This window comes from Burkholderia sp. BCC0097 (assembly GCF_902832985.1).
Taxonomy (GTDB): domain Bacteria; phylum Pseudomonadota; class Gammaproteobacteria; order Burkholderiales; family Burkholderiaceae; genus Burkholderia; species Burkholderia orbicola.
In genome coordinates, this window is record NZ_CADFDM010000006.1 from 43970 (window position 1) to 57577 (window position 13608).

At 69.7% G+C, this 13608-nt stretch carries 10 protein-coding genes; 7 read left to right on the forward strand and 3 right to left on the reverse strand.

Annotated elements, in window-relative coordinates; genetic code table 11:
• Positions 1-47 precede the first annotated feature (47 nt).
• Complete coding sequence (locus HWX07_RS20655; RefSeq protein ID WP_175808627.1) at positions 48-668, reverse strand: TetR/AcrR family transcriptional regulator; 621 nt, start codon at positions 666-668, stop codon at positions 48-50.
• A 188-nt stretch (positions 669-856) separates the two neighbouring features.
• Here HWX07_RS20655 and HWX07_RS20660 point away from each other — a divergent pair, with 188 nt between their 5' ends.
• From HWX07_RS20660 to HWX07_RS20675, 4 genes are all read left to right on the forward strand, one after another.
• Complete coding sequence (locus HWX07_RS20660; RefSeq protein WP_175877501.1) at positions 857-1966, forward strand: efflux RND transporter periplasmic adaptor subunit; 1110 nt, start codon at positions 857-859, stop codon at positions 1964-1966.
• Positions 1963-5109 (forward strand): efflux RND transporter permease subunit, encoded by a 3147-nt coding sequence (locus HWX07_RS20665; RefSeq protein ID WP_175877502.1) that lies wholly within the window; start codon positions 1963-1965, stop codon positions 5107-5109. The genes HWX07_RS20660 and HWX07_RS20665 overlap by 4 nt, the downstream gene beginning before the upstream one ends.
• 2 nt (positions 5110-5111) lie before the next feature.
• The gene (locus HWX07_RS20670; protein WP_175877503.1) at positions 5112-6686 is read left to right on the forward strand and encodes an efflux transporter outer membrane subunit; all 1575 of its coding nucleotides are present in this window, start codon (positions 5112-5114) and stop codon (positions 6684-6686) included.
• Positions 6687-6809: 123 nt separating this feature from the next.
• Entirely contained in the window at positions 6810-7838 is a 1029-nt protein-coding gene (locus HWX07_RS20675; RefSeq protein WP_175877504.1) for a MerR family transcriptional regulator, read from the forward strand.
• Between the two features lie 93 nt (positions 7839-7931).
• Here the strand turns inward: HWX07_RS20675 and HWX07_RS20680 are convergent, their stop codons facing one another.
• Both HWX07_RS20680 and HWX07_RS20685 read right to left on the reverse strand, forming a co-directional pair.
• A complete protein-coding gene (locus HWX07_RS20680; protein ID WP_175877505.1) occupies positions 7932-8456 on the reverse strand; it encodes a DUF4124 domain-containing protein in 525 nt (174 codons plus the stop codon).
• 83 nt (positions 8457-8539) lie between these two features.
• Complete coding sequence (locus tag HWX07_RS20685; RefSeq protein WP_175877506.1) at positions 8540-9922, reverse strand: sigma 54-interacting transcriptional regulator; 1383 nt, start codon at positions 9920-9922, stop codon at positions 8540-8542.
• A gap of 254 nt (positions 9923-10176) precedes the next feature.
• Between HWX07_RS20685 and HWX07_RS20690 the strand changes: the two genes are divergently transcribed.
• The 3 genes from HWX07_RS20690 to HWX07_RS20700 are packed head-to-tail and all read left to right on the forward strand — an operon-like array spanning position 10177 to position 13585.
• Positions 10177-11061, forward strand: a complete 885-nt coding sequence (locus HWX07_RS20690) for an MBL fold metallo-hydrolase (RefSeq protein WP_175877507.1) — start codon at positions 10177-10179, stop codon at positions 11059-11061.
• Between the two features lie 28 nt (positions 11062-11089).
• On the forward strand, positions 11090-12760 hold the full coding sequence (locus HWX07_RS20695; protein WP_175877508.1) for a bifunctional protein tyrosine phosphatase family protein/NAD(P)/FAD-dependent oxidoreductase: 1671 nt from the start codon (positions 11090-11092) through the stop codon (positions 12758-12760).
• Positions 12761-12778: 18 nt separating this feature from the next.
• Positions 12779-13585, forward strand: a complete 807-nt coding sequence (locus tag HWX07_RS20700; RefSeq protein ID WP_175877509.1) for a sulfite exporter TauE/SafE family protein — start codon at positions 12779-12781, stop codon at positions 13583-13585.
• Positions 13586-13608 lie beyond the last annotated feature (23 nt).

Here is a 13608-nt window from a genome sequence, read left to right on the forward strand (position 1 = left end):
CGCCGCACCGCCCGCAACATCCGCACCATCCGCACCATCCGCACCGGTCAGTCCGGCGCACGCCCCAGCACGACCCGCGCGAAGAACCCGCCGAGCACCGACTCGGCCACGTCGGCCGACACGTGCTGCGGATCGGCCGTGTAGTACGACTGCACGCCGTCGCACAGGCACATCAGCCCGAATGCGAGCGTATCGGCCGGCAGCAGCAGCGGCGTACCCGAGCGCTCGGCGAAGCGCTGGATGAATTCGGCCATCTGCACGCGCTTGCCGTGCAGGAACTGGTTGAAGCGCACGCGAAACTTCGCGTCGCGCGCCGCCTGCAGCTTCGCCTCGCCCCACAGCAGCGAGTACTCGTCGTCGCGAAACAGCGTCCGGTAGTACGCGAGCGCCATCGATTCCATCTGTTCGCGCGTGCCGCCCCCTTCGAAAATCGCCACGAAGTCGGCCTGCACCTCCTCGTGGTTGCGCTCCAGCAATTCCAGCAACAGGTCGGACTTGCTGCGGAAATTCGAGTAGAACGCGCCGCGCGTATAGCCGGCCGCCGCCGCGATGTCCTCGACGCTCGCGGCCACATACCCTTTCTTCAGAAAAATGCGATGCGCGGCTTTCAGCAGACGTTCACGCGTCTGGTCCCTGCTCTGCTCGCGAGTTAAGCGCTGTGGTTTCATGCCGCGCAGTCTAGCATCCCTTGCCTTTCAGATTCATCTTTGCATTCAGATACAGGTGTGTATTAGAATTCACCACAGTTTCTGCAGATGTCGTTCGTCTATCCGTAGGCGCCCATGCCGGCGCCGCTTGGGGCAAGCGCCCGCCGCGCTTGCCGGCTTCGTTCCGCTCCACCTCACCTGGGGGTTTCGTGAATCGCTCCGGTTCCCGCGCCGCGCTGCTGATCGGCGCCGCGCTCGTCCTTGCCGCCTGTCATCCGAAAGAATCCGCACCGCCCGCCCCGCGCCCCGTCGTCGCGCTGCCCGCGCGGGCCGACACCGTCGCGGCCGCGCGCACGCTGCCCGGCGACATCCAGCCGCGCTATGCCACTCCGCTATCGTTCCGCATCGCCGGCAAGATCATCGAGCGCCGGGTGCGGCTCGGCGATACGGTGAAGGTCGGCCAGGTCGTCGCGCTGCTCGATCCGTCCGACGTCGAAAAGAACGCCGCGAGTGCGCAGGCGCAATTCGAGGCCGCGACGCACAGCCTCGCGTTCGCGAAGCAGCAGCTCGACCGCGATCGCGCGCAGGCCCGCGAAAACCTGATCGCCACCGCGCAGCTCGAACAAACGCAGAACAGCTACACGTCGGCGCTCGCGCAGCGCGACCAGGCGCAGCAGCAGCTCGCGCTCGCGAAGAACCAACTGCGCTACGCGACGCTCGTCGCCGATCATGCGGGCACCATCACCGCCGAACAGGCCGATACGGGCCAGAACGTGTCGGCCGGCCAGCCGGTCTACCAGCTCGCGTGGTCGGGCGACGTCGACGTGGTCAGCGACGTGCCCGAGGCCGCGCTCGCGTCGCTCGCGCCCGGTCATGCGGCGACCGTCACGCTGCCGTCGGTACCGGGCCGCCGGTTCGCCGCGAAGGTGCGTGAAATCGCGCCGGCCGCCGATCCGCAGAGCCGCACCTACCGCGTGAAGCTCACGCTCGGCACGCCCGATCCGGCGATCCGGCTCGGCATGACCGCGGACGTCGCGTTCGACGGCGCGCCGGCCGCCGGCGACACGCAGCCGATCACGCTGCCCGCGACCGCGCTGTTCCACGACGGGCCGCATCCGGCCGTGTGGGTCGTACGCACCAAGGACGACACGCTCGAGTTGCGCCGCGTCGACGTCGCGCGCTTCAACGAGCGCACCGTCACCGTGTCGCACGGGCTGCAGCCGGGCGAGCGCGTCGTGCTGCAGGGCGTCCATACGGTCAGCGCGGGCGAGAAGGTGCGCGCGATCGCGCCGCTGCATCCGGAGGACTTCGCATCGTGAGCGTCTCCCACGAAGAAGGCCGCTTCAACCTGTCCGCATGGGCGCTGCGCCACCAGGCGCTGGTCGTCTACCTGATCGCGCTCGCGACGCTCGCGGGCATCCTGGCTTACACGCGGCTCGCGCAGTCCGAAGACCCGCCGTTCACGTTCCGCGTGATGGTGATCCGCACCTTCTGGCCCGGCGCGAGCGCGCGGCAGGTGCAGGAACAGGTGACCGACCGGATCGGCCGCAAGCTGCAGGAAACGCCGGCCATCGACTTCCTGCGCAGCTATTCGCGCCCCGGCGAATCGCTGATCTTCTTCACGATGAAGGATTCGGCGCCCGTGAAGGACGTGCCCGAAACCTGGTACCAGATCCGCAAGAAAGTGGGCGACATCGGCTATACGCTGCCGCCCGGCGTGCAGGGCCCGTTCTTCAACGATGAATTCGGCGATGTCTACACCAACATCTGGACGCTCGAGGGCGACGGCTTCACGCCCGCGCAACTGCACGACTACGCGGACCAGTTGCGCACCGTGCTGCTGCGCGTGCCGGGCGTCGGCAAGGTCGACTATTTCGGCGACCCCGACCAGCGGATCTTCATCGAGGTCAACAACGCGCAGCTCACGCGGCTCGGCATCTCGCCGCAGCAGCTCGGCCAGGCGATCAACGCGCAGAACGACATCTCGTCGGCCGGCGTGCTGACGACCGCCGACGATCGCGTGTTCGTGCGGCCGAGCGGCCAGTTCGACAACGTCGACGCGATCGCGAATACGCTGATCCGCATCAACGGCCGCACGTTCCGGCTCGGCGATCTCGCGACCGTGAAACGCGGCTACGACGATCCTCAAGTCACGCAAATGCGAACGAACGGCCATGCCGTGCTCGGCATCGGCGTGACGATGCAGCCGGGCGGCGACGTGATCCGGCTCGGCAAGGCGCTCGACGCCGAATCGAAGGATCTGCAGGCGCAACTGCCGGCCGGCCTGAAGCTGACCGAGGTGTCGAGCATGCCGCACGCGGTGTCGCATTCGGTCGACGACTTCCTCGAAGCCGTCGCCGAGGCGGTCGCGATCGTGCTGGTCGTGAGCCTCGTGTCGCTCGGGCTGCGCACCGGGATGGTCGTCGTGATCTCGATTCCGGTCGTGCTCGCGGTCACCGCGCTGTTCATGTACCTGTTCGACATCGGGCTGCACAAGGTGTCGCTCGGCACGCTCGTGCTTGCGCTCGGGCTGCTCGTCGACGACGCGATCATCGCGGTCGAGATGATGGCCGTGAAGCTCGAACAGGGCTACACCCGCGCGCGCGCCGCCGCGTTCGCGTACACCAGCACCGCGTTCCCGATGCTGACGGGCACGCTCGTCACGGTATCGGGCTTCCTGCCGATCGCGCTCGCGAAATCGAGCACCGGCGAATACACGCGCTCGATCTTCGAGGTGTCGGCGATCGCGCTGATCGCGTCGTGGTTCGCGGCCGTCGTGCTGATCCCGCTGCTGGGCTATCACATGCTGCCCGAGCGCAAGCGGCACGCGCACGAGGCGCACCTGCCCGACGATCACGAGCACGAGATCTACGACACGCGCTTCTACCGGCGGCTGCGCGGCTGGATCGACTGGTGCATCGAGCGGCGCTTCGTCGTGCTGCTGATCACGGGCGCCCTCTTCGTCGTCGCGATGATGGGCTTCTCGCTGGTGCCGCAGCAGTTCTTCCCGAGCTCCGACCGGCCCGAGCTGCTGGTCGACCTGCGGCTGCCCGAAGGCGCGTCGTTCGCGGCGACGCTGCGCGAGACCGAGCGCCTCGAGAAGGTGATCGCCAAGCGGCCCGAGATCGATCATGCGGTGAACTTCGTCGGCAGCGGCGCGCCGCGCTTCTACCTGCCGCTCGACCAGCAGCTGCAACTGCCGAACTTCGCGCAGTTCGTGATCACCGCGAAATCGGTCGAGGACCGCGAGAAGCTCGCGACCTGGCTCGAAACGACGCTGCGCGACACGTTCCCGGCCGTGCGCTGGCGCCTGTCGCGGCTCGAGAACGGCCCGCCGGTCGGCTATCCGGTGCAGTTCCGCGTGAGCGGCGACAGCATCGCGACGGTCCGCTCGATCGCCGAGAAGGTCGCGGCGACGATGCGCGGCGATGCGCGCACGGTCAACGTGCAGTTCGACTGGGACGAGCCGGCCGAGCGCTCGGTGCGCTTCGAGCTCGACCAGAAGAAGGCGCGCGAGCTGAACGTCACGTCGCAGGACGTGTCGAGCTTCCTCGCGATGACGCTGTCCGGCACGACCGTCACGCAGTATCGCGAGCGCGACAAGCTGATCGCCGTCGACCTGCGCGCGCCGCGCGCCGACCGCGTCGATCCGGCCAAGCTCGCGGGCCTCGCGCTGCCGACACCGAACGGCCCCGTGCCGCTCGGCTCGCTCGGCCGTTTCACGCCGACGCTCGAATACGGCGTCGTGTGGGAGCGCGACCGCCAGCCGACCATCACCGTGCAGTCGGACGTGCACGCCGGCGCGCAGGGCATCGACGTCACGCATGCGGTCGACGCGAAGCTGAATGCGCTGCGCGCGCAGTTGCCGGTCGGCTATCAGATCAACATCGGCGGCTCGGTCGAGGAAAGCGCGAAGGCGCAGAAGTCGATCAACGCGCAGATGCCGCTGATGGCGATCGCCGTGTTCACGCTGCTGATGATCCAGCTGCAGAGCTTCTCGCGCGTGCTGATGGTCGTGCTGACCGCCCCGCTCGGGCTGATCGGCGTGGTCGCGACGCTGCTGCTGTTCGGCCAGCCGTTCGGCTTCGTCGCGATGCTCGGCGTGATCGCGATGTTCGGGATCATCATGCGCAACTCGGTGATCCTGGTCGACCAGATCGAGCAGGACATCGCGGCCGGCCACGGCCGCATCGACGCGATCATCGGCGCGACCGTGCGGCGCTTCCGCCCGATCACGCTGACGGCCGCGGCCGCCGTGCTCGCGCTGATCCCGCTCTTGCGCTCGAACTTCTTCGGGCCGATGGCGACCGCGCTGATGGGCGGCATCACGAGCGCGACCGTGCTGACGCTGTTCTACTTGCCTGCGCTGTACGCGACGTGGTTCCGCGTGAAGCGCGACGAACGCGACCCGCAGGACGGCCCGCCGCCAGGCGGCACGCCTGCCGCGCCGTCGGGAGCCTGACCATGGATCGATCGATGACCCTGAAAACGAAAGCCGTGCGTGCGCTCGCGGTGGTGAGCCTTGCCGGCCCGCTCGCGGGCTGCGCATGGTTCGCGCCGAGCGGCGAGCCGCCTGCGATGCCGTCGCCCGCGCACTACGGCGCCGCGCCGCAAGTCGAGCAGACCGTGTCCGCGCACGGCGTCGCGCAGCAGTTCGAGGTCGGCGCGCAGCCGGTGCCGGACTGGTGGAAACAGTACCGCTCCGATGCGCTGAACGCGCTCGTCGACGAAGGGCTGCGCAACAGCCCGACGCTCAGCGCGGCGTCGCATTCGCTGGATGCCGCGCGCGAACAGTTGCGCGGTCAGATCGGCAGCTCGATGCTGCCGTCGATCGACGCGGGCGGCCAGGCCACGCGCCAGCGCGCGCTCGGCGTGCCGATTCCCGCGCTCGGCGCGCCGACGCTGCTGTACGACACGTTCGTCGGGCAACTGCAGGCGAGCTACACGGTCGACCTGTTCGGCGTGTCGCGTTTCGCGAACCGCGCGCTCGCGAAACGCGTCGACGTCAGTGCGTTCCAGCTCGAATCCGCGCGGCGCGCGCTGGCCGCGAACATCGTGACCGCATCGATCACCGTGTCGGTGCTCAATGCGCAGATCGACACGACCGAGCGGCTCGTCGCGCTCGCGAACGACCAGGCGCACGACGCCGAGCGCCGCCATGCGCTCGGTTCGGCCTCGCGCAGCGACGCGTTGAACGCCCGGCAAAGCGCCGACACGTTCGCCGCGAGCCTGCCCGCACTGCGCCAGCAGCGCGACTCGGCGCGCCACGCGCTCGCGGTGCTGGTCGGCCGCACGCCCGACCGGCCGCCGGCCGATCTCGCGCTGACCGATCTGCACCTGCCCGAGCAGGTGCCCGTCGTCGTGCCGACGGACCTGCTGCAAAGCCGCCCCGACATCCAGGCCGCCGACGCGGGGCTGAAGGCCGCCGCCGCCGAAGTGGGCCTCGCGACCGCGCAGATGTTTCCGCAACTGTCGCTGTCGGCGGCGATGGGCAAAGGCGGTTTCAGCTGGCCGGCGATGCTGTCGGGCGCCGGCGCGATCTGGAACGTCGGCGCGTCGCTGAGCCAGCCGATCTTCCATGGCGGCGCGCTGCTCGCCCAGCGCCGCGCGGCGAAGGCGACCTACGAGGCCGCGGTCGACCAGTACAAGCAGGCGGTGCTCGGCGCGTTCCAGAACGTCGCCGATTCGCTCGCGGCGCTCGAGCACGACGCGGAGGCGCTCGATGCGTCGTCGCGCGCCGCGCTGTCCGCCCGTGGCGCATACGACGACGCGGCCGCCCGCGTGCGGCTCGGCGCGCTGCCGCCGTCAGCGGCGCGAGCGAGCGAACTGCAGTACCGCAATGCGCGGCTCGACGAGATTCGCGCGACCGGCGCACGGTTCGCGGATACCGCGCGGCTTTACCAGGCGATGGGCACGCCGCCGGCCGACACCGGTGACAAGTCGGGTAAAACCGGCCACGCGGCCGGCGACGGCACGGCCGGCATGGCCGGCACGCAGGCACGCACCGCCACGCCCGACGCCGCCCCTTCGGCGCAGTAACCCCCCCTTCGATCGGACGCGCGTGCGGCTCCCCGCCACGCCTGTCCGATCGCCGATCTTCCGCTTGACCCTCACGTAGCGTAACGTTCGAGACTCCAGTGTGCGCACCGAACGGAGAAACGAATGCGGCTGAAAGTGGGAGACCTGGCGAAACGCAGCGGGCTGACCGTCCGCACGCTTCATCACTATCACGCAATCGGTCTGCTGACGCCTTCGGCGCGCGCCGACAACGGCTACCGGCTGTACGACCGCGACGACATCGCCCGGCTCCACCAGATCCAGGCCCTGCGTCGCTTCGGACTGTCGCTCGCCGAAATCGGCGACTACCTGAACCAGCCCGGTACCCCGCTCGTCGATCTCGTCGCCAGACAGATCGTGTCGCTCGACCGCCAGCTCGCGCAAACCGCGCAGCTGCGCGAGCGGCTCGCGAGCCTGCATGCGCAGCTCGCGGCGGGCACCGAGCCGGAACTGGCCGATTGGCTCACCACACTGGAGTTGATGACCGTGTACGACAAATATTTTTCCGAGGAAGAACTCGCGCGCCTGCCGATGTACCAGAAGAGCCAGGCCGGCGACGCGGAATGGATCGCGCTCGTCGACGAGGTCCGCGCGCTGCACGACGCGGGCGTGCCCGCCGAGGACGAGCGCGTGCGTGCGCTCGCCGCGCGCTGGATGGCGCTGCTGGTGCGCGACACGAACAACGATCCGAGATTGCTCGCGAAGCTGAACCTGATGCACGAGCACGAACCGTCGATGCAGTCGAAGATCGGCATTTCGACCGCGTTGCGAGACTACGTGCTGCGCGCTTCGGCGGAAACGAAGATGCGGCTCTTCGAGAAGTATCTGGCGCCGGACGAGATCCGCTTCATGCGGGCGCACTACGGCGAACGCTCGATGGAATGGCCGCAACTGATGGCCGACGTGCGCGACGCGATCGATGCGGGCACCCAGCCCGATTCGCCGCAAGGCCGCGCGCTCGCGCAGCGCTGGCTCGAGCTGTTCTGCAGCTACGCGGGCCACGATCCGGCCACGCACGCGAAATTCCGCCACGCGCTGATGAACGAGCCGGCGCTGACGAAGGATTCGTGGACCGACGACACGCTGCTCGGTTTCGTGCGCGAAGCGATGGCGCAACTCGCACCGGCGCGTTGATCGCATGAAGGGCGGGCGGCAGGCGGGGTTCCCGTGTGCCGCCCGTTTCACCATTGGCAACCGGTATCGCGCATACGACGGCCCGGCGCCCGTCTAGTCGTTGCGCATGCTGATCCCGCGCCAGCGCTTCGTCATATAGCCGAGAAACGCAGGCTGCGCCTTCAGGTCCGCATTCGGCACGGGTGCCGCGCCGCCGTCGACGAACTTGCCGTTGACCGTGACGAGCTCCTCGCCGCGCAGCACGTACTTCGTGCCCGCGTCGATCAGGAAGTACTTGACCTGATCGGCGCTCACGTCGCCCCGGCAACCAATCTTGTACGCGAACAGGAACTGCTTGCGGCCGTTGCCGAGCAGGTCGCGCATTTCGATCGACTTCGGTACGACATCGAGAATCACGTCGACCGGGCAATCCTTCACGTAGTCGCGCACCGTCCAGTCGGGGTGGCCGTCGAGCGTCGCGGACACCTTGAGCTCGACGTCGTCGCCGGACGCGGTTCTGGCGAGTGTCACCGCGTGCGCACCGGCCGCATCGGTCCACGTGTAGTCGGCGGCGTGCGCCGGGCTGGCCAGCGCTGCGATTGCGAGCAACAGGCAACGCGAAAGGGCATGTCTTTTCATCGTCGGGAGCGAAAGCACTGAAATCGAACACGCCATTATCGACAAAGCCGCGTGCCGCTGCCAGCCGCGCGCGACCTGCCCGTTCAGCGCTCGCGCGAGCCGAGCCCGAGCGCCTTCATCCGCCGGTACAGCGTCCGCTCGCTCAATCCGAGTTGCTCGGCCAGCGCCTTGCGCGTGCCGTCGAACGCGCACGCGATCCGGACGAGCTCCGCGTCCGACACGCCGCGCGCATCCGCCGCCTGCGCATGCGGCGCCGCCGCTGCCGCGACGAGTTCGGCCGGCAGATGCTCGACGCGGATCGTCCCGTCATCGGCGAACAGGCACGCGCGTTCGAGCACGTTGCGCAACTCGCGGATGTTGCCGGGCCACGCATACGCATCGAGGCATGCCCGCGCGCGCTCGGTCAGCGTGAATGGCCGTGCATTCGCGTCGCCCGCCTTGCCGCGCGCATTCGCGATCCGCCGCAGGATCGATTCGGCCAGCAGCGCGACGTCGCCCTGCCGTTCGCGCAGCGCCGGCAGCGGAATCGGAAACGCGTTGATCCGGTAGTAGAGATCCTGGCGGAACCGGCCGTCGTCGATCATCTCGCGCAACGGCTTGTGCGTGGCCGCGACGAGCCGGAAATCGGCGCGCAGCGCCTCGACGCCGCCGACGCGCCGGAACGTGCCCGATTCGATCAGCCGCAGCAGCTTCACCTGCATCGGCAGCGGCACGTCGCCGATCTCGTCGAGAAACAGCGTGCCGCCCTGCGCGGTTTCGACGAGGCCCGGCTTGCGCTGGTTCGCGCCCGTGAACGCGCCTTTCTCGTAGCCGAACAGTTCGCTCTCGAACAGCGTCTCGGCGATCCCCGAGCAATCGACGACGACGAACGGCCCCATCGCGCGATCGCTCGCCTCGTGCAGCGCGCGGGCGAACAGCTCCTTGCCGGTGCCCGATTCGCCGAGCAGCAGCACCGGCAGCGTCGAGGGTGCCACGCGCTGCAGCGCGCCGAGCGCCGCGTTGAACGCGTCCGAGCCGCCGACGAGCCCTTCCGCGCTCGGCTGCGCGGACGCGCTGCGCACCGTCGTCAGCCGCTCGACGTACGCGATCACGTTGCCGTGTGCATCGAAGATCGGCCGCAGCTCGACGTCGACATGCTCGGGGCCGCGCGGCGTGTGATGGATGTGCAGCACGCGGTTCAGCCCGCGCAACTCGAGCGCCTGCTTCATCGGGCAATGCTCGCCGGCCTGGTCGCACGGCACGTCGTAGTGATGCGACACCTGGAAACAGTGCCGGCCCACGTGCTCGACGCCGGCCACGCCGAATTGGCGCCGGTACGCATCGTTCGCCGCGAGGATCCGATAGTCGGGGTCGACCACGATCATCGGCTGCGGGTCCTGCTCGAGATACGCGACGAGCGCGCGGACGTCCGGCATCGCGTCGCGGCGCGAAACGGGGACGATCGGAATGGTGTCGTGCGGATTCATGCGGCGGCTCGCTCGGCGAAGGGGCGCCCGGACGGACTGCCAGGCTGACTGCCAATTCTGCCACGGCACTGCCAGTTGTGGCAGTCCTCGTCTGCCGCCGGATGTCGCCACCACCTTCTCAGGGCCGCCGACGCCCCGAAAATCCGTGCTGAATCAAGCCCCTGCCACATCGGCGGATGCTGCGCCACCGACTGGCACGCTTCTTGAGACAAAGACCGCCATTGCAGATGCAGAACCCCGTTCGAGGACACCCCGTGAGCAACGCCCCCGCCCTGTCGGTCGAAGGTTTTTTCGACCCGGCCACCCACACCGTCAGCTATCTCCTGCTCGATACGGCGAGCCGCGCATGCGCGCTGATCGACAGCGTGCTCGACTACGACCCGAAATCCGGCCGCACGCGCACCGCGAGCGCCGACCGGCTGATCGCGCGCGTCGCCGAACTCGGCGCGACCGTGCACTGGCTGCTGGAAACGCACGTGCATGCCGACCACCTGTCGGCCGCGCCGTACCTGAAAGCACGGGTCGGCGGCCGGATCGCGATCGGTTCGCACGTGCGCCGCGTGCAGCACGTGTTCGGCACGCTGTTCAACGCAGGCCCCGGTTTCGCGGAAGACGGCCGCCAGTTCGACCGGCTCGTCGACGACGGCGACACGCTCGCGCTCGGCGCGCTGACGATCCGCGCGCTGCACACGCCGGGCCACACGCCCGCGTGCATGACCTACTGCGTGGACGACACGACGCAGCGCGCGGCGTTCGTCGGCGACACGCTGTTCATGCCCGACTACGGCACGGCCCGCTGCGACTTCCCCGGCGGCGACGCGCGCACGCTGTACCGCTCGATCGCGCGGGTGCTCGCGCTGCCGCCCGACACGCGCCTGTACCTGTGCCACGACTACCAGCCGGGCGGCCGCGACGTGCAGTTCGTGACGACCGTCGCCGAGCAGCGCCGCGCGAACGTGCACGTGAAGGACGGCGTGAGCGAGGACGATTTCGTCGCGATGCGCACCGCGCGCGACGCGACGCTCGACATGCCCGTGCTGATGCTGCCGTCCGTGCAGGTCAACATGCGCGCCGGCCACCTGCCCGAGCCCGAGAGCAACGGCGTGCGCTACCTGAAGATTCCGCTCGATGCGATCTGAGCGCCCGCACCCCACCGAGAACCCCGACATGACCACCATCCGCAAGCTGACCGACACGCTGTTGGTCTCGCCGCAGATCGCGGCGGCCGACCTGCCCGCGCTTCACGCGGCGGGCATCCGCGCGATCGTCTGCAATCGGCCCGACGGCGAAGGCGCCGACCAGCCGACCGTCACCGAGATCCGCGCGGCCGCCGCGCCGCTCGGCATCGACGTGCATTACCTGCCGGTCGATACCGGCAAGGTGACCGACGACCAGGCCGCGCGGTTCGGCGCGCTCGTCGCATCGCTCGACGGGCCCGTGCTCGCGTACTGCCGCAGCGGCACGCGTTCGGCCACGCTGTGGGCGCTGTCGCAGGCCGGGCAGCGCCCGCTGGCGGACCTCGTCGCCACCGCCGGCGCGGCCGGCTACGACCTGAGCGCGCTCGCCTCGCGTATCGTGCAGGGCGGCCGCCAGAGCGCGCCGGCCGTGGACCCGCGGCACGACATCGTGATCGTCGGCGCCGGTGCGGCCGGCATCGCGGTCGCGTCGAGCCTACTCGCGCGCGACGCCTCGCTCGACATCGCGGTGATCGATCCCGCCGACGTCCACTACTACCAGCCCGGCTGGACGATGGTCGGCGCGGGCGTGTTCCGGCCCGAGACGACCGCGCGCAGGATGACTGACCTGCTGCCGCGCGGCGTGCAGCGAATTCAGGCCGCCGTCGCGGGCTTCGAGCCCGACGCGCACGTGGTGGTGCTCGACGGCTGCCGGCGCATCGGCTATCGCAGGCTCGTCGTGTGCCCGGGGCTCAAGCTCGACTGGCACGCGATCGACGGCCTCGCCGACACGCTCGGCCGTAACGGCGTCACGTCGAACTACCGCTACGATCTCGCGCCGTACACGTGGGAGCTCGTGCGCGCGTTCCGCGGCGGCCATGCGCTCTTCACGCAGCCGCCGATGCCGATCAAGTGCGCGGGCGCGCCGCAAAAGGCGATGTACCTGTCGTGCGACCACTGGCGGCGCACCGGGCGCCTCGACGCCGCGAACGTCGAATTCCTGAATGCGGGCGGCGCGCTGTTCGGCGTCGCCGATTACGTGCCCGCGCTGATGGAGTACGTGAAAAGCTATGACATCGGGCTGTCGTTCGGCCACAACCTCGTCGCGATCGACGGGCCCGCACGCCGCGCGACGTTCTCGCGCGCGCTGCCGGACGGCGGCAAGGAAACCGTCGAGCGTGCGTTCGACATGATCCACGTCGTGCCGCCGCAGAAAGCGCCGGACTTCGTGCGCGCGAGCCCGCTCGCCGACGCGGCCGGCTGGATCGACGTCGATCCGGCGACGCTGCGCCACAAGCAGTTCGAGGACATCTACGCGCTCGGCGACGTCACCAACACGACCAATGCGAAAACGGCCGCGGCCGCCCGCAAGCAGGCGCCCGTCGTCGCGCACAACCTGCTCGCGTCGCTCGGCCGCGCGCACGGCGACGCCGCCTACGACGGCTACGGCTCATGCCCGCTCACCGTCGAGCGCGGCAAGATCGTGCTCGCCGAATTCCTGTACGGCGGCAAGGTCGCGCCGACCTTCCCCGCGTGGCTGATCGACGGCAAGCGCCCGTCGCGGCTCGCGTGGCTGCTCAAGGAGCGGGTGTTGCCGCCGCTCTACTGGAAGGCGATGCTCAAGGGCCGCGAATGGCTCGCGAAGCCCGCGATCGCACGTTGACCGGAGCGCGATGACGTCATGCTGATTTCTCTCGTACTCGGCGGCTTCGTGGGCGCCGTGCTCGGCCTGACCGGCGCCGGCGGCGGCATTCTCGCGGTGCCCGCGCTCGTCGTCGGGATGAGCTGGCCGATGCAGCAGGCCACGCCGGTCGCGCTCGTCGCGGTGGCCGGCAGCGCCGCGCTCGGCGCGCTCGAAGGTTTTCGCCGCGGGCTCGTGCGCTATCGGGCGGCGCTGCTGATGGCCGTGGCCGGCGTGCCGCTGACCACGCTCGGCGTGCGGCTCGCGCACGTGCTGCCGCAGCGCCTGCTGCTCACGCTGTTCGCGCTGACGATGCTGGTCGTCGCCGGCCGTCTGCTGCGGCAGGCGCTGCGGCAGCAGGCGGCCGACGCACACGCGTCGCCGCTGTGCGTCGGCCGCGTGAATCCCGATACGGGCCGGCTCGTGTGGTCGTGGCCCGTGGGCATCGCGCTGGCATCCACCGGCGCGGTCACGGGCTTGATGACGGGATTGCTCGGCGTCGGCGGCGGCTTCGTGATCGTGCCGATGCTGCGCAAGTTCACGAACGTGTCGATGCATGGAGTGGTCGCGACCTCGCTGATGGTGATCGCGCTGGTCGGCACCGGCGGCGTGCTCGCGACGCTCGTGTCGGGCACGCGCGCGCCGCTCGACGTGACGCTGTGGTTCACCGTCGCGACCGCGCTCGGCATGGCCGCCGGCCGCGGTGCGTCGCGCCGCCTCGCCGCACGGCATGTGCAGGCCGGTTTCGCGGCCGTGCTCGTGTGCGTCGCGCTCGGCTTGCTGGCGAAGGCCGCGTTCGGCGCATGAACGACCGCGACGCGCCGGCGATC

Excerpts from the sequence above, each read along its gene's own strand:
- HWX07_RS20655 (WP_175808627.1), bottom strand. The coding sequence starts at position 668 with ATGAAACCACAGCGCTTAACTCGCGAGCAGAGCAGGGACCAGACGCGT.
- HWX07_RS20670 (WP_175877503.1), top strand. The coding sequence starts at position 5,112 with ATGGATCGATCGATGACCCTGAAAACGAAAGCCGTGCGTGCGCTCGCG.
- HWX07_RS20675 (WP_175877504.1), top strand. The coding sequence starts at position 6,810 with ATGCGGCTGAAAGTGGGAGACCTGGCGAAACGCAGCGGGCTGACCGTC.
- HWX07_RS20680 (WP_175877505.1), bottom strand. The coding sequence starts at position 8,456 with ATGAAAAGACATGCCCTTTCGCGTTGCCTGTTGCTCGCAATCGCAGCG.
- HWX07_RS20685 (WP_175877506.1), bottom strand. The coding sequence starts at position 9,922 with ATGAATCCGCACGACACCATTCCGATCGTCCCCGTTTCGCGCCGCGAC.
- HWX07_RS20695 (WP_175877508.1), top strand. The coding sequence starts at position 11,090 with ATGACCACCATCCGCAAGCTGACCGACACGCTGTTGGTCTCGCCGCAG.
- HWX07_RS20700 (WP_175877509.1), top strand. The coding sequence starts at position 12,779 with ATGCTGATTTCTCTCGTACTCGGCGGCTTCGTGGGCGCCGTGCTCGGC.